This window comes from Curtobacterium sp. 260 (genome assembly GCF_030803485.1).
In the GTDB taxonomy this organism is placed as follows: Bacteria; Actinomycetota; Actinomycetes; order Actinomycetales; family Microbacteriaceae; genus Curtobacterium.
This window is the reverse complement of record NZ_JAURUY010000003.1, coordinates 186,062-211,726: the sequence shown is the minus strand read 5'-3', so window position 1 is coordinate 211,726 and position 25,665 is coordinate 186,062. Positions and strand designations below refer to the sequence as shown.

Here is a 25,665-nt window from a genome sequence, read left to right as displayed (position 1 = left end):
GGCTGATCGCGACGACTCCTCGGTCAGTCGTCGAGCGTGACGGCGTCCCACGCGAACGTCGTCACCCGACCCGTCTCCCAGTCCCGCCGGAGGACGCCGTACGCCACCGACGCCAGCGGTGCTCCGCCCTCGACCGGCCACGACTCCCGGTAGTGCGCCTCCTGCACCCACCCGGCGCGCAGGAACACGCGTCGCATCGCGGTGTTGTCCTCGCGCGTCTGCCCCTCGAAGCGCGTCACGTCGGGCATGGTGCGGAACACGTGGTCGGTCACCGCTCGGAGCGCCGGCACCCCGAGTCCCTGCCCACGGAACGCCGGGGCGAGCCGCAGGTCGAGCAGCGGTGCCGGGTCCTGCAGGTCCTCGAGCACGACCAGCCCGACGCGTCCGAGGCGCTCGTCGTCGAGCCACCACGAGTCGTGCTCGTCGTCGCGGAACGCACCGCGGTCGATCGCGCGCTCCAGGTCGACGCGGGTGGGCTGCGGACGGACGTGGAAGGGGAAGCGGGCCGACGTGTGGAAGGTGACCAGGGCCTCCCGGTCGGCGCCCTGCGGGTCGGTCCTGGTCAGCGTGATCGTCACGCCCCCACGGTACGACCCGGGGATCACCGTCCGGGTGGGGTCGCGAGCAGGAGCTGTGCGTCCAGCACCGGGTCCGCGACCGCGGTGCGCGCCAGCGCGTCCGCCGCCGTGCGCACGGCGGACCGCTCCTCGGGGGTCATCCGGCGCAGCGCCGCCCGGAACTCGACGGCCCGACGCGCCAGCACGTGCTCGACGAGCGCGAGGGCGTCGTCACCGGCGGTGACCAGGACCTCGCGACCGGAGGTCCTCCGGGTCACCCACCCGTCGCGGACCAGACGGTCCACCATCCGGGTGATGCCGGACGGGAGCAGCCCGAGCTCGACGGCCAGGTCCCCGGCCCGCAGCGGCCCACGGGTGGCCAGGAGGACGAGGATCCGGTACTGCTGCAGCGTCACCTGCTCGAGCGCGGGAGCGAGGGAGCGGAGCACGATGCCGAGCCCGACGACCGACGCGTCCACGACGGACGACTCCGTTCGTGACTGCTGCTCATCGTCGTCGCCCACCGGGCCAGCCTACGGCGACGTGGCCCGGTCGACGCTGCGGTGGTCGGGCCGGAACCCGTGGTCGGTCCCCCACAGCACCGCGTCGACCCTGGTCCGGGCGCCGATCTTGCTGTAGAGCGTGCGGATGTGGGTCTTCACCGTGTTCGGGCTGAGGTGCGTCAGGTCGGCGATCTCGTCGTTGCGCTTCCCCTGGGTGATCAGGGCGAGGATCTCGGACTGCCGGTCCGAGATCCCGAGCTCGCGGCCGGGCCAGTCGACACCCGGCCCGCTCGCCACCCGACGTCGCGGCTCGTCCAGCACCCGCTCGCCCGCCGCGACGCGGAGGAGCCCGTCGGCGAGCTGCTCGGCGGTCGAGCTCTTCGCGAAGTAGCCCGTCGCGCCACGGGACACGGCGGCGTCGATGAGGTCCTGGTCCATCTTCCACGTGAAGACGGCGACGGCCCGGATGCGGGGGTTCGCGGCCAGCCGGGTCACGTCCTCGTCGTCGGGCTGCGGCTGGGCGAACGTGTCGTAGAGCGCCACGTCGACGTCCACGGTCACCCGGTGGCGGGCGTCGAGCTGCACGACCTCGAGCCGGTCCGAGAACGGGGCGAGCAGGTCGGCGAGGCCGCGCAGGACGAGCTCGTAGTCGTTGACGAGTGCGACGCGGATGCGCTCGGACATCTGGATCCTCTCAGGACCACCCCTGGGGGTGAGACGGGCGCGATCGTGCCCTGGTTCGTTCGGGATCACCACGCTACGGACGGCGCTGTACCCCATCCGCAGCCGGGCCTGGGAACCGCGACGGTTGCCCAGGAGCAAGTTTTCCTGGTCGGCGGTGTCCCGCTGACCCTCGATCCCCCGGAAGGACCCCCATGTCGGATGCACTCGCTCCGTGGAACGCGACGCTGACGCTCGCGGAGCACACGCTCATCGTCTACGCACTCTCGGTCGCGGGACTCGCGCTCTTCGCGTTCTTCGTGAAGTCGTGGGTCTCGGTCAGCGAGGTCACCGGCCGGTACCGCAGCGGCGTGTACGCGGGGTTGTGCATCACCGGCATCGCGTTCCTGTCGTACGTCCTGCTCGTGCTCGAGTTCGCCATCGGCTACGACCGCAAGGGTGCGTCCTGGGTGCCGAACGCGAACGCGATCCTGTCCTGGGCGCCGCGCTACTTCGACTGGACCGTCACCGTGCCGCTGCTGGTGATCGAGCTCATCGCCGTCGCCACCCTCGCCGGTGCCGCGGCCCGTCGACTGCGTGCGGTGGGCATCGCTGCCGCGTTCCTGATGATCAGCACCGGCTTCGTCGGCGGCGTCGTCATCGACTCCGGCACGAACACGGGCGCGCTCTGGACCTGGGGCGTCATCTCCGGCGTCTTCATGGTGATCCTGTACGTCCTCGTCGTCTACGTCGTCGTCAAGGGCGGCCGTGACCTCACGGGGACCGAAGCCGCCGGGACGCTCCGCAACGCCGGGATCCTGCTCATCGTCACGTGGATGGCGTACCCGGTCGTCTTCGGCCTGCAGGGCTGGGGGCACGGGGGCGCGGTCATCACGTGGATGCAGATCGTCCTGTCGGCAGCCGACATCGTCGCGAAGGTCGGCTTCGGCTCGATGATCCACAAGATCGCCAAGCTCCGCTCCGCCGAGGACGTCCGCACCGGCGTCGACACCCTCCCCGAGGCGCTCTGGATCTCGTCCGAGAAGCTCTCCGACGGCACGCTCCCGAACACCGCCACGGCGCACCACTCGCAGCACGCCACCGCCCCCGGTGCGCAGCGTGCTCGTCGCTGACCCGACGGTCGCGACCAGCCAGGGGGTCGGTGCGCACGGCGTTCCGGCCCCCGGCCTCGTCCGTCCGGCCCTGCCCGGCACCGTCGACGTCGCGATCGTCGGGGCCGGCTGTTCCGGCCTGGCCACCGCGATCCGGCTCGCCGAGGCCGAGGCCGAGGCCGAGGCCGCGGCCGAGACCGGTGCCGGTGCCGGTGTCGGTGCCGGTGTCGGTGCTGGTGCCGAGGCCGGCGCCGCGGGCGCACCGACCGTCCTCGTGCTCGAGGGGCGCTCGACGTCCGACCCGCGCTCGTGGTGCTCGTGGGACGACGGCAGCGATCCCCTGCCGGAGGCACGGTCGGCGAGCTGGGACCGGTGGGAGGTCCGCACGGACCACGGGACGAGCACCGGGACCGACCCCGCACACCCCTACGTGCTCGTCCGGGCCGCCGATCGTCGGGAGGCCGCCGAGCGACGGATCGCCGCGGGTGGCCACGACACCGCCGGGACCGTCCGCGTCGTCGGCGGTGCCCCCGTCTCGACGGTCGTGCGCACCGACGACGGGTGCGTCGTGACCTCCCGGCTCGGGACGGTGCGCGCACGGCAGGTGCTCGACGCCCGTGGCCCCCGGTGCCCGGACCACGTCGGAGCAGGCCGCGTGCTCCTGCACCAGCGGTTCGTCGGACACTGGGTGACCGCCGACCGACCCGTGTTCGACACGTCGACCGTGACGCTCATGGACTTCACCGGGCAGGACGCCGTCGGACCCGTCCGGTTCGTCTACGTCCTGCCGGTCTCCCCCACCGAGGCGCTCGTCGAGAGCACGGTCTTCACCCCGGACGCCGCCCACCCGTTCGACCACGAGGGCCACGTCGCCGCCTACGTCGGGCGACGGTGGGGGCTCGGTCCGGACGAGTGGCGCGTGGTCGACGAGGAACGCGGGTGCATCCCGATGACCGACGCACCGGCACGGCCCGACGCCCGGTGGTCGGCAGCGACCGCCGTCGTGGGGACGACCCGACCGAGCAGCGGCTACGGCTTCGCCCGGAGCAACCGGCACAGCGCCGTCGTCGCGCAGCACCTCGCCGCCGGGACCGCGGTGCCGCCGTTCGTCGACGGGTGGCGGACGCGCTTCCTCGACGCGGTGTTCCTGCGGTTCCTGCGGGACCGGCCGGAGCAGGCAGCGGAGGCGTTCCGGCGGCTCTTCGCGCTGCCCGGTCCCCTCGTCGTCCGGTTCCTGTCGGAGCGGTCGGGCCCGATCGACGAGCTGCGTATCGTCCTGGCGCTGCAGAAGCGCCCGTTCCTGGCGGCACTGGCGCGGACCGTCCGTGACGCGGCCGTCCGCAGCCGGACGGACCGGGACACGGTCGCCCGGACCCGGACGGACCGGGACGCGCTCGCCCGGACCCGGACGGACCGGGACACGGCCGTCCGGTCCGGGGGCCGATCGTGACCGCGGTGCCGGCGGGCGTCCTGCCCGACCACGGGCTCGCAGCGCCGCCCGCCCTCCGCACCTGGGTCGCCGACCGCGTGCTCGCGCCGGTGACCGCGGTGCTCGCGCTCGTCGCACTCGCCTGCGCCGTCACGACGCTCAGCGGCGCTGCCGTCCCCGTGGCGGTGCAGCTCGTGCCCTTCGCGGTGAGCGTGCTGGTCTTCGGGCTCCCCCACGGCGCCCTCGACCACCTGGTCCCCGCGCGCCTGCGTCCGGGGACGAGCACCGCGCGGTCGGTCGTCACGGTCGTGGCGCTCTACCTCGTCGTCGGCGCGGCGACGGTCGCGCTCTGGACCACCGCACCGCTGCTCGGCTTCGCGGTGTTCGTCGGGATCACCTGGTTCCACTGGGGGCAGGGCGACCTGTTCGTCGACCGGCTGCTCGGCGACGGAGTGCCGGGTGCGCTCGGGTCCACCCTGACCGTGGCGGTGCGCGGAGCCCTGCCGATGACCGTGCCGTTCGTCGCGCAGCCGGGTGCCGCCGCGCACGTGGTCGTCGAGTCGGCGGCGGTGGTCGACGGCGGGCTCGACGGCGCCGTGCTCGTGGTGCCCGGCGCGGTCCGGCTCGCCGGCGCCGTCCTGGTCGCCGCGCTCGTCGTGCTGCACGTCGTGGTCGTCGCCCGTGCCGGCGGACCGCGCTGGCGGCAGGTCTCCGAGGACCTCGTACTCGTCGCGTTCTTCGCCGTCGTACCGCCGGTGCTCGCGGTCGGCCTCTACTTCACGCTGTGGCACGCGGTCCGGCACATCCTGCGCCTCGAGCTGACCGAGCCGACGAGCGCGGGACAGCTGCACCGCGGGCGGCTGCTCGCGCCGTTCCTCCGCTTCGCCCGCCAGGCGTGGCCGATCACCGCGATCGCGGTGGCGATGCTCGTGGCACTCGCCGTCGTGGTCCGCCGAGCCGACCTCGGCGTCTACCTGGTCCTCATCGCGGCGCTCACCACCCCGCACACCGTCGTCGTCACGTGGATGGACCACGTGCAGCGCACCTGGGCCCGACGCACACCGGACCACGTGACGCACCCCCGTGCCGAGCGCTCGACCGCTCCCGCGGCACCAGCACCCCGAACGAAGGACACCCCGTGACCACCACACCCGCTCCCCGCCCGTCCGGCCTGCGCACGGGCGCGGTGTTCGCCGGTCGCATCCTCGTCATCGCGGCGGCCGTCGGTCTGGTCGGGTGGATCGCCTTCACCCTGTCGAACGTCGTGGTGCCCCTGCTCATCGGGCTGGTCGTCGCCGCGCTGCTCGTGCCCTTCAGTGCCCTGCTGCAGCGTCACGGTGTCCCGGGGTGGCTCGCGATCGTCCTCGCGCTGCTGTCGCTCGTCGTCGGGATCGCCCTGCTCGTCTTCCTGGTCGTCTGGCGCGTCAGCGAGCAGCTCCCGAGCCTCGAGGACCGCACGGTGGCGCTCATCGGCACCGTGCAGGACCTGCTGCGGCACCCGCCGTTCGGCCTGCCGTCGGTCGACCTCGACACGCTCTCGACGGACGCCAGGACCTTCGTCGAGCAGCACGCCGCCGAACTGCAGCAGGGCGTCGTCGTCGCGGGCGCCACCCTCGTGCACCTCGGCGAAGGGCTCTTCATCGTGACCTTCGTGACGATCTTCGCGCTCACCGGCGGGCGGCGGATGTGGGAGTGGGTCGTCTCGCTCTTCCCCCGAGCCGCGCAGCACCGGATCGGCGTCGCCGGCGAGGCGGGGTGGACGACCCTGACGCACTTCATCCGCGTGCAGGTCGTCATCGCGGCGACGGACGCGATCGGCATCGCACTCGGCGCGTTCCTGCTCGGGGTGCCGCTCGCCGGGCCGATCGGTGTCGTGGTGTTCGTCGGGGCGTTCATCCCGGTCGTCGGGGCCTTCGCCGCCGGGGCCGTCGCGGTGCTCCTGGCACTGCTGTTCAAGGGCTGGGTGGTCGCCCTGGTCATGCTCGGGGTCGTCGTGCTCGTGCAGCAGCTCGAGGGCCAGGTGCTGCACCCGTTCCTGACCGGGTCCGTCGTCGCCGTGCACCCGCTCGCGGTGCTGCTGGCGGTGATCGCCGGCACGACGATCGGCGGGATCGCCGGCGGGTTCTTCGCCGTACCGCTCGCCGCGACCGCGAACTCGATGATCCGGGCGGCCCGGCAGGACGACCCCGACGTCGAGATCGCCCTGCCGATCCCGCAGAGCGCCGAGCCCGCCGCCTGACGCGGCCGCAGGGTCAGCGCCGGCGGACCACCGCGGCCCGGACGGTCAGCGCCCGCTGACCACCGCGTCCCGTCGCATCCGGACGAGGCTCGCCCCCGTCGCGCCCGCCATCGCGACGAGGATCACCACGAGGGACACCCACGTCGGGATCTCCGGCGCCCACGAGAACCCCTCGCCCCCGTTGAGGAACGGCAGCTCGTTCTCGTGCAGGGCGTGCAGCACGAGCTTCACGCCGATGAACGCCAGGATGAGCGCGATCCCGTACTTCAGGTAGACCAGGCGCTCGAGCAGCCCGCCGAGCAGGAAGTACAGCTGCCGCAGACCCATCAGGGCGAACACGTTCGCGGTGAAGACGATGAACGCGCTCTCGGTGATGCCGAAGATCGCGGGGATCGAGTCGAGCGCGAACAGCAGGTCCGTCGTGCCGATCGCGATGAGCACGATGAGCAGCGGTGTGAAGTGCTTCGCCCCGTCCTGGGAGACGCGGAACTTCATGCCGTCGAACTCGTCCGTGATGCGCACCCGACGGCGCAGCAGGCGGACGAGGGCGCTGTCCTGCTGCTCCTCGTCGTCGTCCTCACGGAGCTGCTGGATCGCGGTCCAGATGAGCCACGCGCCGAACAGGTAGAAGATCCAGGTGAAGTCCTCGATGAGCTGCGCGCCGACCAGGATGAACACCCCGCGCAGGACCAGGGCGATGATGATGCCGAGCATCAGCACCTCCTGCTGGATCGCCTTCGGCACGCTGAACCGCGCCATGATGATGACGAAGACGAACAGGTTGTCGATGCTCAGGCTGTACTCGGTCAGCCAGCCGGCGACGAACTGCCCCGCGGCGTCCCCGCCGGCGAAGACGAGCATGAGCACCGCGAAGACGAGCGCGAGCCCCACGTAGACACCGACCCACGTGCCCGATTCGCGCAGGCTCGGGACGTGCGGTCGGCGGGCGACGATGAGCAGGTCGACGAGCAGGATCGCGACGAGCGCGATGATGGAGCCGACCTCGAAGACGACGGGGAGCTGGGGCATCGTTCCAGTCTGGGGCATGCGGACGGGAGGCGCGCGGCGGGCCCGCGCCGTGCCTCCCGTCCGCCGCGTCCCGGTTCAGTCCCCGCGGACGCCGATCGCGTCGGCCGCCTGCTCGTACAGGCTGGTCGCCAGGGAGTTCAGCACCTCGTGGAGCTCGCCGCCGTGCGCGCCGTCGACGGCGCGCAGCATCGCGCCGTAGCGCGTGCGGTAGTCCTCGACGACGGCGTCGCCAGCCGGGAGCAGGCGCAGCAGGGACCCCCGTCGGTCCGCGGGGTTGGGTGCGCGCTCGATCAGTCCGGCGGCCGTCATGCGGTCGATCATGTTCGTCACCGCACCCGAGGTCAGCCCGAGGTAGCCGGCGACCTCGGTGGGGGTCGAGTACCCGGTGTCGCTGACGAGCACGAGCGCACGCAGGGCGTTCTCGTGGATGCCGGCTCGCGCGCTGAGCTGGCCGACCAGGCTCGTGTTCGCGCGGACGACCGCGGCGAACGCCGCCATCAGGTCGGCGTCGTCGGTGGAGGGGGCCACGGGACCTGCTTCCGTCGAAGTGGGGACACGGGGCGTCCCCCGCTCTGGGGTAAGTATACGAGTGGTCAAATTGGTGAACAACTGACTATCTTGATCATTGAAGCAAGTGAGCCCGAACCGCTTGCTCCGACTGCCCGCACCACCACCGAACGATGAGGTACACCGTGTCCACCAAGCTCCGCACCTCCGCGATGAAGCGGATCCGTTTCGCCCCCGTGGCACTCCTCGCCGGCATCTTCGCCGCCGTCCTGCTGTCGCTCTCGCTCACCGGCACCCTCTCCGGGTTCGCCGCGAGCATCACCAACTCGAGCAACACCGCCGCGACCGGCACGCTGGTCATGCAGGAGCAGAACGCCGGCGCGACCGTCACCTGCCTCAGCACCGACGGTGGTTCGGTCTCCACGAACGCGGCGACCTGCTCCACCATCAACAAGTTCGGTGGCAGCACGACGATGACGCCCGGCAACACCGTCAACACCGCGATCTCGATCAAGAACACCGGTACCGCGAACGCCGCGACCTTCACGCTGACCCCGGGTGCGACCTGCACGCAGTCGGCCAACGGCACGCAGAACGGCACCGCGACCGACCTGTGCGCGAAGATGAACCTCGTCATCACCTCGGGCTCGACCACCGTCTTCAGCGGCACCCTCGCCAGCTTCAAGGGTGCGCCGGCCTCGTCCTTCACGATGCCCCAGGCCCCCGCCGCCGGCGCCACCGTGCCGTTCAACTTCGCGGTCACCCTCGACCCGTCGGCCGGCAACACGTACCAGGGCCTCGCAGCGTCCGTCCCGATGACCTGGACCTTCACCGCCTGACCCGCAGGGAGCGAGCCGGCGTGACGCCCTGATCCCGTCCCGCCGGCACAGCACCCCCCGCTCCCGGACCGAACTCCACAGACCGACGCCCCTCGACCGGCCTCCCCCCCTTCCGGCCGGGTGACGTCACCCCCGGCGCAGTCCGACCGTCATCCCCCCGTCCGGTCGGACGCGTCCACCCCGGCGGCGCTCGGACGTCCCCCCACGCCCGAGCGCCGCCCCCTTCCCCACGCACTCCCCGCACCCGCACCACCCGCCGTCCCTCCGGGGCGGCCGACCCCACCGGAGCAGCAGATGAGCCAGACCGCAGCGATCCCGCTCAGCGGCACGCTCGACCGTCCGGTCCTGCGTGGTCGTGCCGTCAGCCGCTCCGAGACCGTCCTCGCCTGGACGGTCGCCGCGGTCGCCGCCGTGCTGCTGACGGCCGCGGTGCTGTTCCTGTCCGCCGGTGGTCGCTGGTTCGTCGTCGAGACGCCCTCGATGGGCGTGGCCGCCCCGGTCGGCACCCTCGTGCTCGACATGCCGGTCGACGTGGACACGCTCGCGGTCGGCGACGTCGTCTCGTTCGCGACCGATGCGAACCCCGGCGTCGTCTACACGCACCGCATCATCGGCATCGACGCGCAGGGCCTGCACACCCGCGGGGACATCAACGGTGCCACCGACCCGTGGACGCTCACACAGCACGACGTCATCGGCGCACCGGTGCTCCTCGTGCCCCACCTCGGCTGGCTGTTCCGCGCCGCACCGATCCTGCTCGTCGGCACCCTGCTGATCTGGACGCTCACCAGCGCCTTCACCGACCGCGTGACCCGCACCTGCCTGCGCATCGCCGGTGGTGCCCTCACGACCTCGTACGCAGCCTTCGTCCTCAAGCCGTTCGTGAACGTGACCACGATCACGAACACCTCGAGCCCCGAGGGTGTCGAGGCGACCATCGTCTCCTCCGGGATGTTCCCCGTCCGCGTCGAGGCCCACGGCGGCACCACCGTGCACCTGGTCGACGGCCAGGTCGGACGCGTCGTCATCCACGAGCTCACGGCGAACGGGCACTACCAGCTGACCTCGAACATCCACCTCGACCCGGTCGGCTGGGCTGCGCTCGTCCTGGTGTGCCTCGTGCCGCTCGTGCTCTGCCTGGCCGTCGGCCGTGTCGAACCGGTGCGTGCCTCGTGAGGGCCCTTCGCCTCCGCGACGGCCGGGTCGTCGCCGCACTGCTCGTCGTCGCCCTCGCCGTGGTCGTGCTGCTCAACCAGTTCGCTCCGACGCGGTCCGCGTACAGCGCGACCGTCGCGAACAGCGGCAACACCGCGGCGACCGCGCCGTACTTCACCTGCGGTGCCGCAGCGCTGGCCGACGCCTCCGGCGCGCTGTTCGCCTACGACCTCGACGAGGCTGCCGGCGCGAAGACCGCGGCGGACTCGTCGGGCAAGGGCAACGCCGGCACCTACCAGGGGTCGATGACCACGACCGCGAACCCGGCAGCGTGCTCCCGCGACGGTGGTCCGGCGTACACGCTGAACGGGTCGACGAGCTTCGTGTCGACGCCGCGGGCCTACGCGAACCCGACGACCTTCAGCGAGGAGGTCTGGTTCCGCACCACGGTGGCCGGTGGACTGCTCATCGGCTTCGGCAGCAACCAGGTCGCCACCTCGGGGCAGCACGACCGGCAGATCTACGTCAACACCTCGGGGCAGCTCGTCTTCGGCTCGTACAACGGCACCACGCAGGTGATCACGTCCCCGAAGGCCGTCACCGACGGTGCGTGGCACCACGTCGTGTCGACGATGTCGCCGACGAACGGGATGCGCCTGTACCTGGACGGCACCCTCGTCGCGTCGAACACCGCGTTCAAGGCCCCGGAGAACTACACCGGGTACTTCCGCATCGGGTACGACACCATCAGCGGGTGGCCGGGGGCGCCGTCCAGGGAGTACTTCACCGGGTCGATGCGGTACGCCGCGGTCTACTCGACGGAGCTGTCCGCGACGCAGGTCGCGAACCACAACGCCGCCGGTCGCTGACCCACCGACACGGCGGACGGGAGGCGCGTGGCGGGGTCGCCGCGCGCCTCCCGTCCGTCCGTGTGCGGGTGGGGGAAACCCCCACCCGATCGTGCGGTCACCACCGTCGAGCGGTGCTCGCGTCCGCCCCTACTGTGAAGCCGTGCAGAAAGCGATCGCCCTCTGGAGCTCCGCCGTGGACCTCCTCCTCGACGCGTTCCTCGGCCTCGTCTGGACCGTCCTCCTCGTCACGTTCCTCGCCACCTCGATCGGCAGCATCCCCGCCGCCGGGGTCGGGGTGCTCCTGCTGGTGGCCACGACCCTGACGGCCCGGTGGGCCGCCGAGCTCGAGCGCCGCCGCGCCGCGGCCCTCCGCGACGTCGAGATCCCACGGCCGATCCGCCGGACGACCCGCACGACCGGGCTCTGGCGTCCCGTGGTGCAGGCGTTCGTCGACCTCGCCGACCCGGTGACCTGGCGGGCGCTGGCGCACCACCTGGTGTCCACCGTCCTCGGGTGGGGGTTCCTCTCGCTCGTGACGCTCGCTCCGTTCATCGTGACGACGGCTCGATCCGGTCCCCTGCCGGGACTGCTCCCCGGTGGCACGGCCGGTGGTGTCACGGCGAGCGTGGTGCTCCTCGTGGTGACCGTGCTCTACGTGTGGGGCGCCGGCAGTCTCGACCGGGCGCTCGCACCGCTGCTCCTCGGCTCCAGCCGGACCGCGGCGCTGCAGGACCGCATCCACGCCCTCGCCGACGCCCGGCAGGGTGCGGTCGACGCCGCGACCACCGAACGACTCCGCATCGAGCGCGACCTGCACGACGGCGTCCAGCCCCGGCTCGTGGCGCTCGCGATGACCCTCGGCATGGCCCGGTCGCGCTTCGACAGCGACCCCGCGGCCACCCGGGAGCTCCTCGACCAGGCGCACCGCGACGCGAAGGACTCGATCACCGAGCTCCGACAGCTCGCCCGCGGCATCCACCCGGCGATCCTCACCGACCGGGGGCTCGACGCCGCGCTGTCCGCCGTGGCCGCACGCAACGCCGTCCCGACGACCGTCGACGTGGTGCTCACCGGTCGACCGCGGCCCGAGGTCGAGGCGGTCCTCTACTTCGCCGTCGCCGAGGCGTTGACGAACGTCGCGAAGCACTCCGGTGCCACGCGGTGCTCCGTCACCGTCGACCAGGTGCCCGGCGGTGTCCGGACCGTCGTGTGGGACGACGGGGTCGGTGGCGCCGGCACCGACGGTCACCCCGGCGGCGGACTGAGCGGGATGCGCGACCGCGTCCGCGCCGCCGGCGGCACCCTGCTGACCGAGAGCCCCGTCGGCGGCCCGACCCGAGTGACCGTGGAGCTCCCGTGCGCATCGTGATCGCCGAGGACGCCGTCCTCCTGCGGGCCGGACTCGTCCGCCTGCTGACCGACGCCGGGCACGAGGTGACGGCGGCCGTCGACACCGCTCCCGCCCTCCTCGACGCCGTCGCCGCCGACCGCCCCGACCTGGCGATCGTCGACGTGCGGATGCCCCCGACCTCCACCGACGAGGGGGTGCGCGCCGCGGTCCTCATCCGCGCGCAGCACCCCGGGGTCGCGGTGCTCGTGCTCTCCCAGTACGTCGAGGAGCGCTACGCGGCCGACCTCATCACGAGCGACACCGCAGGACTCGGGTACCTGCTCAAGGACCGCGTGGTCGAGGTGGACGAGTTCCTCGGCGACGTCGCGCGGGTCGGTTCGGGTGGCACCGTGTTCGACCCCGAGGTGGTCGCGCAGATCCTCGCTCGCTCGCGCCGCACGGACGGCATCGACACCCTGTCCCCGCGGGAGCTCCAGGTCCTGCAGCTCATGGCCGAGGGTCGGTCGAACAGCGCGGTCGCCGCTGCGATGCACATCACCGAGAGCTCGGTCGAGAAGCACGTCTCCGCCGTGTTCACGAAGCTCGGCGTCCCGGCCGAGGGCACCGGCAACCGCCGCGTGCTCGCCGTGCTCCGCTACCTGTCCGAGGCCGCCGGCCGGGGACGCTGACCGCGCACCCGCCCCGCCCGCCCGCCCACCCCGCACCAGCACCCGAAGGAACGAGATCCCCGTGACGACCACCGCCCCGCCCACCAGCTCCACGCCCCCGCCGGCTCCCCGACGTCCCCGCACCCTGCGGACCGTCCTGCTCGTTGTCGGCTCCGTGCTGCTCGTCGCACTGCTCGCCGTCGTCGTGGTGCAGTCCGTCGCCGCCAGCGACCGGCAGGACCACTCACGGACGAGTGCCGTCGACGAGTCCTTCGACCGCATCCGGATCGAGACCGGAGCCACCGACGTCCGCGTCGAGCGGGTCGACGTGGACCGCACGGAGGTCGTCTTCGTCGCCGGTGACACCCGACTCCGTGAACGGCACGCGGTCCGCGACGGGGTGCTCGACCTCACGGTGTCCGGTCCGGCGTGGAGCATCGTCGACCTCTCCGTCGGGGTCCGACAGGGCGCCCACCTGACCGTGCGGGTGCCTGAGGACGCCGCGGACGTCCCGGTCGAGGTCGACGCCACCGCCGGCGACGTGCTGCTCGCCGGCAGCTGGGGTGACGTCGCACTGACGAGCACCGCCGGTGACGTCACGCTCGACGGGCGGGCGGACGCCCTCGCCGTCGAGGCGACCTCGGGCGACGTGCAGCTCACCCTCGCTGCGGCGCCGCGGAGCATCACGGTCGAGACGACGTCGGGCGACCAGGTGGTCAGCCTGCCGGACGGCGACTACCGGATCACCGCCGAGGCCACCGTCGGCGACGTCGACAACGAGCTCGGTACCGATCCCGGTGCCGCGCAGCAGTACCGGTTCACGGCGGTGGCGGGCGACGTCGAGATCCAGCGCGGGACCGACCGCTGACCGGTCGGCGGACGGACGGGAGGAGCGTGGCGGGGTCGCCACGTTCCTCCCGTCCGTCGCCACCGTCGTTCGCCGATCGGACAGCGTGTCCCTCGGACACTCGGGTCGTTCCGGGGTCTCCGGCGTAGCCATGACCCTCACCGTCCGACCACGGGAGGAACCCACATGACCAAGGACGCGAACGCCGCCACGCAGGAGAAGCTCGGCGGGATCCTCGAGGCCCGCGACTGGGGTCGCATGCACGAGGCCTGGCACGAGGACGTCGTCGACCACGACCCCGCACCCGGGCAGGCGCCCGGACTCGCCGGCATCGTCGACTTCTGGACGGAGTTCACGACGGCGTTCCCCGACGTCACGCTCGAGGCCGACCCGCTGATCGTCACCGACGACTTCACCACCGCGGTGTTCACGATCCACGGCACGCACACGGGTCCGTTCCAGGGGCACGAGCCGACCGGACGCTCGTTCACCGTCCGTGGCATCCAGGTGTCGAAGTTCGTCGACGGCAGGATCGCGGAGCGCTGGGGCTCGACGGACCAGCAGGGCATCGAGGAGCAGCTGCAGCTCGGCTCGTCCGACGTGCAGTTCGTCAGCAAGGGCTGACCGGGCCGCTCTGCCGGACGCCCCGGGTACGCTCGGGGCGTCCGGTACCAGCCGGGTCCGCCCTCGTCGAAAGGCACCCGTGCGTCTCCGAGCCCTCCTCGCCACCGTCGTCGTCGCAGCGCTCGCGCCCGTCCTGTTCGTCGCCGGACCGGCATCGGCCCACGACGTGCTGGTCGCGTCCGACCCGGTGGCCGACGCGACGGTCGCGGGTGACCTGGACCGCATCACCCTGACCCTCTCCGAACCGCCGCTCAGCGGCCTGCAGACCGGCATCGTGATCAGCGTCACCGACGCCCAGGACGCCGAGCACACGTCCGGCGAGGTCACGGTCGAGGGCAACACCATCGGCAAGGACCTCGACATCTCCGAAGCGGGGTCGTACTCGGTGCGGTGGCGGAGCGTCTCCGTCGACGGGCACCCGATCTCCGGCGAGTACCGGTTCGCGTCGAGCGGCCCGGCAGCGCTCGACTCCTCGACGACCTCGGGCATCGCGGAGACGCCGACCCCGACCGCTGCTGCGTCCTCCGCAGCGCCGACCGCGACGGCGACGGCGGACGCCGCGTCCGGCACCTCCGACGAGGTGTCGGCCACTCAGGCGGCCGTCGCCCCGGTCGACCACCGACACCACACGATCCTGCTGCTGATCGTCGCGCTGGTCGTCGTCGTGTTCGCCGGCGTCGTCGGCGTCCGCGCCCTGCTGGCCCGTCGGAACGGTGTCCCCGCCGCGGGACCGGACGTCGAGGACGGCACCGCCGGGCACGACTCCGGCGAGCACGGCGCGGTCAGGCACGGCACGGTCGGACACGGCACGGACGAGGACGGCACACGGCGGTGACCGGGCCGGCGCAGGTCCCGTCGGCCGACGCTGCCCGCGCGGCGCTCGCCGCCGTCGCCGGTCCCGACGCCGCCCCGTTCGTGCCCGCGATGCCGAGCACGCCGGACCCCCGGGCGGCGGCCGTGCTCATGCTCTTCGGTGTGCTCGACCGCACCCCGAGCACACGCCCCGCCGTCGCCGACGCCGACGCCGTGCACCGTGACCTCGACGTCCTGCTGCTCGCCCGCGCCTCGACCCTCCGCTCGCACCCGGGCGAGATCGCGTTCCCCGGCGGGCGCATCGACCCGGACGACGTCGACGCGCCCGCTGCGGCCCTGCGGGAGGCCCGCGAGGAGACCGGGCTCGACCCGTCCGGTGTCGAGGTCCTCGGCGCACTGCCCGCCGTACCGCTCGCGCACTCGAACCACCTGGTGCGGCCCGTGCTCGGGTGGTGGCGCGAACCGACGCCCGTGCGGGTCGTCGACGAGCGGGAGTCCGCCGCCGTCTTCCGGACGCCCGTGGCCGACCTGCTCGACCCGGCGAACCGCGGGGTGACCGTCCTCCGCCGCGGCGGCCGGGAGTGGCGGGGGCCGGCCTTCACGGTACGGTCGGACCACGGCGTGCACACGCTCTGGGGGTTCACGGCGATGCTGCTCGACGCGCTCTTCGACCGGCTCGGCTGGACGGAGCCGTGGGACGCGGCGCACGAGCTCCCGCTCCCTGCGCACCGAAGGACCTGACCCCTGCTCTCCACCCTGCTCGTCGAGGTGCCCTGGCTCGCCTTCGGCGTCCTCGTCGCGGTCGTCGTCGTCGCCCCCGTCCTCGGGGTCCTGCTGGCGCGGGCGCCGCGGACCACCACGGTGCTCGCGGTCCTGGCGCTGGTCGCCGTGCTCGGGCTCACCCTGTACCCGGAGGGCACGCCCTCGGCAGCGGTCGCCTGCTCGGCCGGTCTCCCGTACCTGGCGCCGACCGCCGTCGAGTCGATCGCGAACGTGCTGCTCTTCGTCCCGGTCGTGTTCCTGGCCGGGCTGCGCACCGGCCGGCCACTGCTGACGGCGGCTGCCGGCATCGGCCTGTCCGCCGGCATCGAGGCGGTGCAGGCGTTCGTGCTCGGCATCGGCCGGGCCTGCGACACGAGCGACCTGGTCACGAACGGCATCGGCGCGGTGATCGGCGGCCTGCTCGCGGCAGCGGCGCTCGGGCTCGTGCGACGCCGGGCCACGCCACGTCGCTGACCGGACGTCGTAGGGTCTGGGCATGACCGTCGTCGCCCTGGTGCTCGCCGCCCTCGCCGCGCTCCTGCACGTCTGGATCTTCGTGCTCGAGTCCGTCCTCTGGACCACCCCGCGTGCGCGGAACACCTTCGGCACCTCCGAGCAGGAGGCCGCCGCCACACGCTCGCTCGCGTTCAACCAGGGCTTCTACAACCTGTTCCTCGCCGTGCTCGTCCTGGTCGGCATCGTCGTCGTCGCGGCGGGCGGCACCGCCGTCGGCCTGACGCTCGTCGTCGCCGGCACCGGGAGCATGCTGGCCGCCGCGCTGGTGCTGTTCACGAGCGACGCGACGAAGCGCCGTGCCGCCACCACGCAGGGCGCGCTGCCGCTCCTCGCGCTGCTCCTGCTCGGGATCGCCGCGCTGGTCTGAGCGAGCGGTCGCGGCGCTGGTCTAGAGCAGCTCGGCGAGCAGGGCCTCGACCCGGCGGCGGACCTCGTCGCGCACCGGGCGCACCTGGTCGATCGGCAGGCCGGCCGGGTCGGTGAGCGCCCAGTCCTCGTATCGCTTGCCCGGGAAGACCGGGCACGCGTCCCCACAGCCCATCGTCACGACGACGTCCGCCTGGCGCACCGCGTCGGTGGTCAGGACGGCGGGCTGCTCCCCCGCGATGTCGATGCCCTCCTCGGCCATCGCCTGCACCGCGACGGCGTTGATGCGGTCGGCGGGCTCCGACCCGGCGGAGAAGACGTCGACGCGGTCGCCGCCGAGGTGCCGGAGCCACCCGGCTGCCATCTGCGAGCGGCCGGCGTTGTGGACGCAGACGAACAGGACGGCGGGCTTCTGGTCGGGCACGGTGACTCCGGGGGTCGTCGGGACGGGGTGGGGTCATCCTGCCGCACCGAGGTGGACGAACGGGCCCGGCGGCGGACGGGAGGCCCGTGGCGGGCCGGCACCGTGCCTCCCGACCGCCCCGTGGCGCGTCCAGATCGTGACCCACCCGAGCGGGTGCGGTAGCGTCCGCGGGGTGATCGTGTGGATCAACGGCACCCACGGGGCCGGCAAGACGACGACGGCCCGCCTGCTGCAGCCGATGCTGCCCGACGCCCACGTGCTCGACCCGGAGAAGGTCGGCGAGGTCCTGATGGACGTCCGACCGGCGCTGCCCGACCACGGGGACTTCCAGCACTGGGCCCCGTGGCGCCCCCTCGTCGTCGAGAGTGCGCGACGAGTGCTCGACCAGGTCGGCGGCACCCTCGTCATGCCGCAGACCGTGCTGGTCGAGGCCTACTGGCGGGAGATCGCCGACGGGCTCGCGCAGCACGGGATCCCGGTGCGGCACGTCGTCCTGCACGCCGACCAGGACACCCTGCGCCGGCGGATCGAGGACGACGCCGTCGTCGGCTACTCGACCTTCCGGATGAGCCGCCTCGCCCCGTACGCCGAGGCGGCGGACGGCTGGCTGCACGAGGCCGCCGAGGTCGTGTCGACCGTCGGACGCACGCCCGAGCAGGTCGCCCGGGGCATCGCGGACGGTCAGCCCGCGGCGGTCCCGACGAGCCCGACCGCCGCGGGCTGACAGCGGGGACACCACCAGACGCGTCGGGGCGCGGAGCCGACCACCTCGACGTCGTCGCGGGCGCGCACCCGCGTGCCGCAGCGCAGGCACGGTCGCCCGGCCCGCCCGACGACCCAGTGGCGCTCCCCGCGACGGAGCACCCCCGTCGTCACCTGGTACGCGTCGGGTGTCGTCGCCGAGTGGCGGAGCATCCGCTGCGCGGTGTCGAGCAGGGTCCCGACGTCGACCGTGCCGATCGGTCGGTCCGGGTGCAGCCCACGGACGAAGCCGAGCTCGTTCGCCCAGAGGTTGCCGAGCCCGGCCACGCGCCGCTGGTCGAGCAGGACCGTGCGCACGGGCAGCTCCGGGTCGGCCGTGCAGCGTCGGACGGCCTCGTCGCGGTCGAAGTCGTCGTGGAGCAGGTCCGGGCCGATGTGCCCGACCGCCAGGTGCTCGTCGCGGGTGGGGAGCAGCTCGACCACGGGCAGCGCGATCCCCCACACCGTCCGTCCGTCGTCGAGGGCCATGCGCACCCGGGCGTCCTGCGCGGCGCGGACCGGCAGCCGCTTCCCCGCACCCGTCGTGGTCCACGAACCGGTCATCCGCATGTGGGTGTGGAGAGTCGTGCCGTCGTCGAACCGGGTCAGCAGGTGCTTGCCGTGCGTGGCGTGGGCGACGATGCGCCGGCCGCCGAGCGGGGTGCCGGCGTCGGCGCCGCCGCGGAGCTCGCCGCGGGTGACCAGGGCCCCGTCGACGGCACGGAGTCGAGCTGCCAGGCGGTGGACGGAGTCACCCTCGGGCATGTCCTCACGCTAGGCGGGGCCACCGACAGCGTCGGCGTTCCTCAGGCCGCGGCGGCGTGCTCCCGCAGTGCCGGGCAGTGCTCGGGCGTCGGGTGCTCGGTGATCGCGATGACCTCGTCGAGCCGGTCGCGGGCGGCCTCGAGCTCCGCGAGCTGTGCGGTGATCCGGTCGCGCTCGGCGACCAGCAGCGCGAAGGACTCCGGCGTCGCCACCCCCGCGTCGACGCACGGCAGCAGTTGCACGATGGTCCGGCTCGGGAGTCCGGCGGCGAAGAGCTGCTGCACGAGCTGCACCCGTTCGACGGACGCCGCCGCGTAGGACCGCTGGCCACCCGCGGTCCGCTCCGCGCTGAGCAACCCCTGCTCCTCGTAGTACCGCAGCGAGCGCACGCTCGCACCCGTCGCCGCAGCGAGGTCACCGATCCGCACGTCGTCTCCGATCCACACTTGCACCTGACACCGATGTGAGGTCCTACCGTAGCCGAGCCGCAGCGGGAAGGGCCCGCCCGGCAGGAGGACACCATGGACATCGCCGGATCCGTCGCACTCGTCACCGGGTCGAACCGGGGCATCGGCCGCCGCTTCGTCACCCAGCTGCTCGAGCGCGGCGCGTCGAAGGTCTACGCGACCGCTCGCCGCCCCGAGCTCGTCGACATCGACGGCGTCGAGGTGCTGCCGCTCGACATCACCGACGAGACGTCGGTCGCCGCTGCGGCTGCCGCCGCGCAGGACGTCACGCTGCTCGTCAACAACGCCGGGATCGCCGGGACCGGCTCGCTCCTGCGCGACGACCTCGCCGACGCGCACCGGCTGCTCGACACCCACCTCTGGGGCACCCTGTCGATGCTGCGGGCCTTCGCACCCGTCATCGAACGCAACGGTGGTGGCGCGGTGGTCAACGTGCTCTCCGCGCTCTCCTGGTTCGCGTACCCGGGGTCGGGTGCCTACGGGGTGGCGAAGGCCGCGGAGTGGAACATGACGAACGCGGTCCGGCTCGAGCTGCGCGACGCCGGGATCACGGTCCAGGGGCTGCACCTCGGTGCGGCCGACACAGACATGATGGCCGGGTACGACGGCCACATGACCGACCCGGCCGACGTCGCACGCGCGTCGCTCGACGGGGTCGAGCAGGGGCTCGCGGAGGTCGTCGTCGACGAGTGGAGCGCGATGGTCAAGGCGTCGCTCCAGCAGACGCCGGACGTGCTCGCGGCGCAGCTGGGCTGACGGCAGGACGGACGGGAGGCGCGGTGCCAGCCGCCACCGCGCCTCCCGTCCGTCACCCGGTCGCGTCAGGACCCGGGCCGCTCCTCCGGTCGGCCAGCGGACGTCTCCGCGGGTGCCGGGTCGAGGGTCGCGTCGACACCGGGGTCCGCCGAGACCGTGTCCGTGTGGGCGACCGGGGTGTCCGAGGTCGCCGTGCCGCCCCCGTTCGGCTCCGACTCCACCCGGCCGCGCAGTCGGCGGCGCAGCGCGCGGAGCGGGCCACCCCCGGCGGTCCGTTGCGCGGGGGCCTCGACCTCGAGGCCGTAGTAGGCGCCGACGTGCTCGAGCAGCACCTCGCGCTCGGCCCGGTCGTAGGCACGGCGCTCCCGTCGGAAGGCGATCACCATCGACCAGCAGGTCAGCAGCAGCACCACGCTGAAGGGCAGCGCCGTCGTGATCGCCGCGGTCTTCAGCGCGTCGAGCCCGCCGGTCAGGAGCAGGGCGATGGCGAGCAGGGCGGTCACGAGTGCGAAGAACACCCGGAGCCAGTTCTTCGGCTCGAGGTCACCGCCCGAGGCGATCATCGCCATCACGAGGGACCCTGAGTCGGACGAGGTGACGAAGAAGATGCCGATGAGGATGATCGCGCCGAAGGTCAGCACGACACCGGCGGGCAGGTCCTGGAGCAGACCGAACAGTGCCCCCTCGACGTCGACGGTGCCGTCGGCTCCGACCAGACCGCCCCGGCCCGAGACCTCGCGGTTGATCGCCGCACCACCCAGCACCGAGAACCACAGGAAGGTCAGCAGGGTGGGGACGAGCAGCACGCCGAAGACGAACTCGCGCACCGTACGGCCCTTCGACACCCGGGCGATGAAGATCCCGACGAACGGGGCCCACGACATCCACCAGCCCCAGTAGAACGTGGTCCAGGCGCCCTGCCACTGTTCGCCGGCGGCACCCTGCTGGGCGGTGACGTTGAAGGACAGGCCGACGACGTTCTGCAGGTACGCGCCGATCGACTGCACGAAGTCGCGGAGCAGGTACTGGGTCGGTCCGACGATCAGGACGAACACGAGCAGCGCGGCGGCGAGCAGCAGGTTGACGTTCGACAGGATCTTCATGCCCTTCGCCACACCCGTGACGAGCGACACGATGGTCAGCGCGGTGATCACGGCGATGATCGCGATCTGGCTGACGGTGCTGCTCTCCGCGATGCCCGCGCTCTCGAGGCCGGCGCCGATCTGCAGCACACCGAGGCCGAGCGACGTCGCGACGCCGAACAGCGTGCCGATGAGCGCCACGACGTCGATGACGTTCCCCCAGCCGCCGCGGACGCGGTTGCCGAGCAGGGGTTCGAGGGCCCACCGGATCGACACCGGTCGGCCGCGGCGGTGGATCGCGTACGCCAGGGCCATGCCGAGGACGACGTAGATCGCCCAGGCGTGCAGGCCCCAGTGCAGGAAGGTCTGGGTCATGGCCTCCTGGGCCAGGTGCTGCTCCGACCCGGAGACACCGGGACGCGGATCGGCGAAGTGGCTGAGCGGTTCGGAGACGCCGTAGAAGACGAGGCCGATGCCCATGCCGGCGGCGAAGAGCAGCGAGAACCACGACCGCGTGCTGAACTCCGGCTCGTCCTGGTCCTTGCCGAGCTTGATGTCGCCGTACCGGCTGAAGCCGACGAAGAGCGCGAACGCGACGAAGAACGCCGCCGCCAGCACGTAGTACCAGCTGAAGTTCCGCACGATGCCGGCCTGCAGGGTGGTGAAGACGGCCTCCGCCGATGCCGGAGCGACCAGCGTCCAGGCCACGAACGCGAGCACGATGACGGCGGCGGGCCAGAAGACCCAGCGGGAGAGCCCCGGCGTGGTCCGGACGGGCTCTCCGGGGCGGAGCTGGTCGGCGGCGGGTGCGGGTGGTCTCGTCGTGGCCATCCGTCCATGGTGCCCGACGACCTGTGGGACCGTTCAGCCAGGCGTACCCGGACCGCGGTCGGCGTGGTGCGGGCGCATCGTCGCGACGAGTCCGCGCCGCGGCTGGGACGCCTGCTGCTCGAGCCGATCGGCCAGCCTGTCGGCGGCACGCTCGACGAGCGGCTGCCCGGCGCCGTAGTGGCCGACGGTCGCGAAGAGGCCCGCCACGAGGTCCTCCGGTGCCGGCCAGTGCTGCAGGACCCGCGGCGCTCCGTCCGGTCCGAGCAGTGCCGTGACGGCCGCCCGGTCCCGCCAGAGCGGCACCAGGACGGGCGTCGCCATGTCCAGGGCGCTGACCGCGGTGTACGGGTCGTTCGATCCGGAAGCGAGCCCGCGGACGGCGATCTCGACCAGCTGCTGCAGGGCGAACTCGACGTCCTGCACGGGCGTCCTGGCGGTGCCGAGGACCACCGCGGCGCGCAGCGCCCGAGCGGTGGCGGTGTCGACCGTCGGCCTGCTGCCCCCGTCCGCGCGGACGCGGACGACGACGTCGCCCTGGATCACGTACCGGCCCGGGGTCGCGACGACGTCGACCAGACGGTCGTTGCGGCCCGCCCAGGCCGTCAGGGCCCGCCACTCCACCGACTGCACGGAGCCGTCGGCCGCAGCCCGGACCGCGGACCACCCGTCCTCGGGCACGACGACGGGGGCGATCGTCCGTCGATCGTCGTCGCCGTCCCGGTAGGCCTCGTCGACCGCTGCACGCAGGTCGGTCTGCACCTGCCGCTGCAGCGACGTGATCTGCGTGCTCGACGCTATGTGGTGGATGAAGAAGACGAGCACGCCCACGTCGAGCACGGCGAGCAGGACCGCGACGTGGATCGCGACGACGGGGACGAACGGGTCGCCGTCGTCGACGCCGGTGTGCACCGTCCGCAGCACGACCATCGCGTAGAGGAACGTCGACGTGAACGCCGCGAGCACGAGCTGGTTCGCCCGGTCGGCCGTGAAGTTCCGCACGAGCCGCGGGCCGTACGTCGAGGACGTGGTGGCGAGGACCGAGATCGTGATCGAGAACGACGTCCCGGCGACCGTGAGCATCGCCGTGCCGATCGTCGTCAGGATCGACCGACCGCCCCCGGCGCTCAGCGCGTCGAGGAACGGCACCGCGGGGACCCGCCCGTCGAGGACCTCGCGGTCGAGGGTGACGAGCAGCTGCGCGGCGACGATCGCCACCACACCGAGCACGGCCGGCAGGAACCAGAAGGACTCCCGGATGCGGACGAGGAGAGCGTGCATGGACTGGCCCGTTCGTCCCGGTGGTCAGGAGTCTCGCGACGACTCGGTGACGGGTCCCCCGATCCGTCGGAGGTGGACGCGCCGCACGAGCCGGATGACCAGCTCGTGGTCCCCGATCTCCAGCGTGAGCGACCGGGGGGCGTCCGCCACGCGGTCAGCCCCGGAGGAAGTCGGCGATCGCCGTGTCGCCGCCGTTGAAGCGGATGGTCCGACCGGCCGTCGACGGGTCCTCGAGCACGTCCGCGACCACGTGGGCCACGTCACCGCGCGGGACCTGCGACGCCGAGCCGTCCCAGTCGACCGAGCCGGTCGGCTCGTCGTCGGTCAGGGTGCTCGGCGCGACGACCGTCCACTGCAGCCCGGAGTCCCGGAGCACGGCGTCCGCGATCATCTTGGACTGCGCGTACGCGAAGAAGTCCTGGTCCTGGGGGATCCCGTGGTCGAGCTTCGATCCGGACCACGAGACCATCACGTAGCGGTCGACCCCGGCCTGCGCGGCGCCCTGCACGGACAGGACGGCGGCGTCGCGGTCGATCGCCCAGGTGCGGTCCGCGGAACCGCCGCCGGCACCGGCCGACCAGACGACGGCGTCGTGCCCGCGGACCAGGTCGGCGAAGTCGGTGAGCGACTGCTCCTGCACGTCGGCGACCCGGGGCTCGCCGCCGTGGGCGCGCACCTCGTCCTGCTGGTCGGGGTCGCGGATCACGGAGGTCACGCGGTGTCCGCGCTCGGTGAGGATCCGGGTGGCGAGGAGTGCGACCTTGCCGTGGCCGCCGAACAGGATGACGTTGCTCATGGCCCGGACGGTACGCGGTGCGGCTCGGAAGCGGCGGGAGCGGGTCCGTCCCCCAGCGCCCGGCGAGTACCGTCCGGTGCGACACGACGGGAGAACCGATGAGCAAGCACGACGAGCAGCACACCCTGGTCCGCACCCTGGCACTCGGGTTCCTCAGCGGTGGACGGAGCAGCACCCCGCTGGCCGTCCTCGCGCTGAACCACGACAACAAGGCCGTCAAGGGCGACTGGCAGCAGTGGAAGGCCTTCAGCTCGCCGCTCGGCCGTGGCCTGCTCGTCGCGTCCGCCATCGGCGAGCTCGTCGGCGACAAGTCCCCGAAGGCCCCCGCCCGCATCTCGCCGCTCGGCCTGGTCGGCCGCATCGGTGCCGGTGCGTTCGCGGGTGCGGCGCTCGGGACGACCGGTCGGCGCGACCTCCGACTCGAGGGCGCGATCCTCGGTGGCGTCGGCGCGATCGTCGGCAGCTTCGCCGGGTGGGCCGCCCGCAAGCTCCTCAGCAGCTCCGGCCTGCCCGACCCGGTCGGCGCGCTCGCCGAGGACGCGGCGGTCATCGCCGGCTCCGTCAAGGTGGTCAGCGGGTCCTGACCGGATCGACACCGGACGGGAGGCGCGTGGCGGACCCGCCACGCGCCTCCCGTCCGTCCGGCGTCCGGTCCGTCGCCGTCCCGTCCGCCGGGGAGCACCGGCAGGGCCTGCCGCACACGGGGACGCGCGCCTAGCGTGGCCCGCATGGACATCGTCGTCATCGGAGCCACCGGCCACATCGGCACCTTCCTGGTCCCCCGCCTCGTGCGCGCCGGGCACCACGTCAGGGTCGTGACGCGCGGCACCAGCAGCCCGTACGCGGAGGCTCCCGAGTGGGAGCAGGTCGAGCGGATCACCGCCGACCGCGAGCAGGAGGACCGGGACGGCACGTTCGGCGACCGGATCGCCGCTCTCGGCGCCGACTCCGTGGTCGACCTCGTCTGCTTCACGCTCGGGTCGGCCGAGCAGCTCGTCCGGGCGCTCCGCGGCAGCCGGACCCACCTGGTCCACTGCGGGTCGATCTGGCGCGCCGGCGTCTCGCACTTCCTGCCGATCACCGAGGAGACCGCCACGCCGCCCTTCGGCGAGTACGGCACGCAGAAGGACGCCATCGCCCGGATGCTCCTGCAGGAGACCGCCGACGGCGGGGTCGTCACGACGTCGATCCACCCCGGGCACATCAGCGGTCCGGGCTGGATGCCGATCGGTCCGCTCGGCAACCTCGACCCCACGGTGGTCGAACGGCTCGCCGCGGGCGAGGTCGTCGAGGTCCCGGGCCTCGGCGCGGAGTCGATGGCCCACGTGCACGCCGACGACGTCGCGCAGCTGTTCCAGCTCGCGGTCGAGCAGCGGGACGCCGCCGCCGGGCAGGACTTCTTCGCGACCGCCCCGACGGCGCTCACGGTGCGCGGGTACGCCCACCTGGTCGCGTCGTGGGCCGGCCGGGAGGCACGGCTCGAGTCCGTCGACTGGGACCGGTTCCGGCGGACCACGGCTCCGGAGCACGCCGACGCGAGCTGGGAGCACCTGTCCCGCAGCCAGGTGTTCAGCACCGAGAAGCCGCAGCGGGTCCTCGGGTACGCACCGGCGTACACGGCGTCGGCGACGGTGCGCGATGCGCTGCGGTGGCAGGCGGAGCACGGCGACCTCGACGTGCCGGAGTCGTTCCGCCCCTGATCCGGCGGCGCGCCGACG

Annotated in this window: 30 protein-coding genes; 19 read left to right on the top strand and 11 right to left on the bottom strand. The window is 73.0% G+C overall.

Annotation, left to right across the window (positions count from 1 at the left end):
• Positions 1-23: 23 nt before the first annotated feature.
• The 3 genes from J2X59_RS05460 to J2X59_RS05450 are packed head-to-tail and all read right to left on the bottom strand — an operon-like array spanning position 24 to position 1,744.
• Positions 24-578, bottom strand: coding sequence for a GNAT family N-acetyltransferase (locus J2X59_RS05460; RefSeq protein ID WP_326495960.1), 555 nt, complete (start codon positions 576-578; stop codon positions 24-26).
• Between the two features lie 23 nt (positions 579-601).
• Positions 602-1,081, bottom strand: coding sequence for a MarR family transcriptional regulator (locus J2X59_RS05455; protein ID WP_326495959.1), 480 nt, complete (start codon positions 1,079-1,081; stop codon positions 602-604).
• Between the two features lie 9 nt (positions 1,082-1,090).
• The gene (locus J2X59_RS05450; protein WP_326495958.1) at positions 1,091-1,744 is read right to left on the bottom strand and encodes a response regulator transcription factor; all 654 of its coding nucleotides are present in this window, start codon (positions 1,742-1,744) and stop codon (positions 1,091-1,093) included.
• 191 nt (positions 1,745-1,935) lie between these two features.
• On the opposite strand from J2X59_RS05450, the gene J2X59_RS05445 reads away from it, so the two are divergent.
• The 4 genes from J2X59_RS05445 to J2X59_RS05430 are packed head-to-tail and all read left to right on the top strand — an operon-like array spanning position 1,936 to position 6,500.
• Entirely contained in the window at positions 1,936-2,853 is a 918-nt protein-coding gene (locus J2X59_RS05445; RefSeq protein ID WP_326495957.1) for a bacteriorhodopsin, read from the top strand.
• Positions 2,840-4,282, top strand: coding sequence for a lycopene cyclase family protein (locus tag J2X59_RS05440; protein WP_326495956.1), 1,443 nt, complete (start codon positions 2,840-2,842; stop codon positions 4,280-4,282). The genes J2X59_RS05445 and J2X59_RS05440 overlap by 14 nt, the downstream gene beginning before the upstream one ends.
• A complete protein-coding gene (locus J2X59_RS05435) occupies positions 4,279-5,403 on the top strand; it encodes a Brp/Blh family beta-carotene 15,15'-dioxygenase (RefSeq protein ID WP_326495955.1) in 1,125 nt (374 codons plus the stop codon). The genes J2X59_RS05440 and J2X59_RS05435 overlap by 4 nt, the downstream gene beginning before the upstream one ends.
• A complete protein-coding gene (locus J2X59_RS05430; RefSeq protein ID WP_209684795.1) occupies positions 5,400-6,500 on the top strand; it encodes an AI-2E family transporter in 1,101 nt (366 codons plus the stop codon). Before J2X59_RS05435 ends, J2X59_RS05430 begins: the two co-directional genes overlap by 4 nt.
• 45 nt (positions 6,501-6,545) lie before the next feature.
• Here J2X59_RS05430 and J2X59_RS05425 read toward each other — a convergent pair whose 3' ends face one another.
• On the bottom strand, positions 6,546-7,529 hold the full coding sequence (locus J2X59_RS05425; RefSeq protein ID WP_209684796.1) for a TerC family protein: 984 nt from the start codon (positions 7,527-7,529) through the stop codon (positions 6,546-6,548).
• A 75-nt stretch (positions 7,530-7,604) separates the two neighbouring features.
• On the bottom strand, positions 7,605-8,057 hold the full coding sequence (locus tag J2X59_RS05420) for a MarR family winged helix-turn-helix transcriptional regulator (protein ID WP_307810414.1): 453 nt from the start codon (positions 8,055-8,057) through the stop codon (positions 7,605-7,607).
• A 152-nt stretch (positions 8,058-8,209) separates the two neighbouring features.
• On the opposite strand from J2X59_RS05420, the gene J2X59_RS05415 reads away from it, so the two are divergent.
• The 11 genes from J2X59_RS05415 (at position 8,210) to J2X59_RS05365 (ending at position 16,808) form a co-directional block, all read left to right on the top strand.
• Positions 8,210-8,875 carry a hypothetical protein gene (locus J2X59_RS05415; protein WP_326495954.1) on the top strand — a complete coding sequence of 222 codons (666 nt, stop codon included), beginning with the start codon at positions 8,210-8,212 and terminating at the stop codon, positions 8,873-8,875.
• A gap of 294 nt (positions 8,876-9,169) precedes the next feature.
• The gene (locus J2X59_RS05410) at positions 9,170-10,051 is read left to right on the top strand and encodes a S26 family signal peptidase (RefSeq protein WP_209684801.1); all 882 of its coding nucleotides are present in this window, start codon (positions 9,170-9,172) and stop codon (positions 10,049-10,051) included.
• Positions 10,048-10,899 (top strand): LamG domain-containing protein, encoded by an 852-nt coding sequence (locus tag J2X59_RS05405; protein WP_326495953.1) that lies wholly within the window; start codon positions 10,048-10,050, stop codon positions 10,897-10,899. Before J2X59_RS05410 ends, J2X59_RS05405 begins: the two co-directional genes overlap by 4 nt.
• Positions 10,900-11,041: 142 nt before the next feature.
• Positions 11,042-12,250, top strand: a complete 1,209-nt coding sequence (locus J2X59_RS05400) for a sensor histidine kinase (protein WP_209684804.1) — start codon at positions 11,042-11,044, stop codon at positions 12,248-12,250.
• Positions 12,238-12,900: a response regulator transcription factor gene (locus J2X59_RS05395; RefSeq protein ID WP_209684806.1), complete on the top strand. Its 663-nt coding sequence runs from the start codon at positions 12,238-12,240 to the stop codon at positions 12,898-12,900. Before J2X59_RS05400 ends, J2X59_RS05395 begins: the two co-directional genes overlap by 13 nt.
• A gap of 61 nt (positions 12,901-12,961) precedes the next feature.
• The gene (locus J2X59_RS05390; RefSeq protein WP_326495952.1) at positions 12,962-13,747 is read left to right on the top strand and encodes a DUF4097 family beta strand repeat-containing protein; all 786 of its coding nucleotides are present in this window, start codon (positions 12,962-12,964) and stop codon (positions 13,745-13,747) included.
• 165 nt (positions 13,748-13,912) lie between these two features.
• Entirely contained in the window at positions 13,913-14,350 is a 438-nt protein-coding gene (locus tag J2X59_RS05385) for an ester cyclase (RefSeq protein ID WP_326495951.1), read from the top strand.
• 79 nt (positions 14,351-14,429) lie between these two features.
• A complete protein-coding gene (locus J2X59_RS05380; RefSeq protein ID WP_326495950.1) occupies positions 14,430-15,185 on the top strand; it encodes a copper resistance CopC family protein in 756 nt (251 codons plus the stop codon).
• On the top strand, positions 15,182-15,904 hold the full coding sequence (locus J2X59_RS05375) for an NUDIX hydrolase (RefSeq protein ID WP_442781410.1): 723 nt from the start codon (positions 15,182-15,184) through the stop codon (positions 15,902-15,904). Before J2X59_RS05380 ends, J2X59_RS05375 begins: the two co-directional genes overlap by 4 nt.
• 27 nt (positions 15,905-15,931) lie before the next feature.
• A complete protein-coding gene (locus J2X59_RS05370) occupies positions 15,932-16,399 on the top strand; it encodes a VanZ family protein (protein WP_326495949.1) in 468 nt (155 codons plus the stop codon).
• Between the two features lie 22 nt (positions 16,400-16,421).
• On the top strand, positions 16,422-16,808 hold the full coding sequence (locus tag J2X59_RS05365; RefSeq protein ID WP_326495948.1) for a DUF1304 domain-containing protein: 387 nt from the start codon (positions 16,422-16,424) through the stop codon (positions 16,806-16,808).
• A 21-nt stretch (positions 16,809-16,829) separates the two neighbouring features.
• Here J2X59_RS05365 and J2X59_RS05360 read toward each other — a convergent pair whose 3' ends face one another.
• Positions 16,830-17,231: an arsenate reductase ArsC gene (locus J2X59_RS05360; RefSeq protein ID WP_326495947.1), complete on the bottom strand. Its 402-nt coding sequence runs from the start codon at positions 17,229-17,231 to the stop codon at positions 16,830-16,832.
• A gap of 172 nt (positions 17,232-17,403) precedes the next feature.
• Between J2X59_RS05360 and J2X59_RS05355 the strand changes: the two genes are divergently transcribed.
• Complete coding sequence (locus J2X59_RS05355; RefSeq protein WP_326495946.1) at positions 17,404-17,955, top strand: AAA family ATPase; 552 nt, start codon at positions 17,404-17,406, stop codon at positions 17,953-17,955.
• On the opposite strand, the gene J2X59_RS05350 is transcribed toward J2X59_RS05355, so the two are convergent.
• Positions 17,913-18,737: a DNA-formamidopyrimidine glycosylase family protein gene (locus J2X59_RS05350; protein WP_326495945.1), complete on the bottom strand. Its 825-nt coding sequence runs from the start codon at positions 18,735-18,737 to the stop codon at positions 17,913-17,915. The genes J2X59_RS05355 and J2X59_RS05350 overlap by 43 nt on opposite strands.
• Positions 18,738-18,778: 41 nt before the next feature.
• A complete protein-coding gene (locus J2X59_RS05345; protein WP_326495944.1) occupies positions 18,779-19,189 on the bottom strand; it encodes a MerR family transcriptional regulator in 411 nt (136 codons plus the stop codon).
• A gap of 69 nt (positions 19,190-19,258) precedes the next feature.
• On the opposite strand from J2X59_RS05345, the gene J2X59_RS05340 reads away from it, so the two are divergent.
• The gene (locus tag J2X59_RS05340; RefSeq protein WP_209684819.1) at positions 19,259-19,960 is read left to right on the top strand and encodes an SDR family oxidoreductase; all 702 of its coding nucleotides are present in this window, start codon (positions 19,259-19,261) and stop codon (positions 19,958-19,960) included.
• Between the two features lie 65 nt (positions 19,961-20,025).
• Here the strand turns inward: J2X59_RS05340 and J2X59_RS05335 are convergent, their stop codons facing one another.
• From J2X59_RS05335 to J2X59_RS05325, 3 genes are all read right to left on the bottom strand, one after another.
• Positions 20,026-21,873, bottom strand: coding sequence for a BCCT family transporter (locus J2X59_RS05335; protein ID WP_326495943.1), 1,848 nt, complete (start codon positions 21,871-21,873; stop codon positions 20,026-20,028).
• Positions 21,874-21,906: 33 nt separating this feature from the next.
• Complete coding sequence (locus J2X59_RS05330; RefSeq protein WP_326495942.1) at positions 21,907-23,151, bottom strand: DUF2254 domain-containing protein; 1,245 nt, start codon at positions 23,149-23,151, stop codon at positions 21,907-21,909.
• A gap of 154 nt (positions 23,152-23,305) precedes the next feature.
• Positions 23,306-23,947: an SDR family oxidoreductase gene (locus J2X59_RS05325; RefSeq protein ID WP_066657413.1), complete on the bottom strand. Its 642-nt coding sequence runs from the start codon at positions 23,945-23,947 to the stop codon at positions 23,306-23,308.
• 98 nt (positions 23,948-24,045) lie between these two features.
• On the opposite strand from J2X59_RS05325, the gene J2X59_RS05320 reads away from it, so the two are divergent.
• Both J2X59_RS05320 and J2X59_RS05315 read left to right on the top strand, forming a co-directional pair.
• Positions 24,046-24,531, top strand: coding sequence for a DUF4126 family protein (locus J2X59_RS05320; RefSeq protein WP_066657411.1), 486 nt, complete (start codon positions 24,046-24,048; stop codon positions 24,529-24,531).
• Positions 24,532-24,675: 144 nt separating this feature from the next.
• Positions 24,676-25,647 (top strand): NAD-dependent epimerase/dehydratase family protein, encoded by a 972-nt coding sequence (locus J2X59_RS05315; RefSeq protein WP_326495941.1) that lies wholly within the window; start codon positions 24,676-24,678, stop codon positions 25,645-25,647.
• The last annotated feature ends 18 nt before the right edge of the window (positions 25,648-25,665 follow it).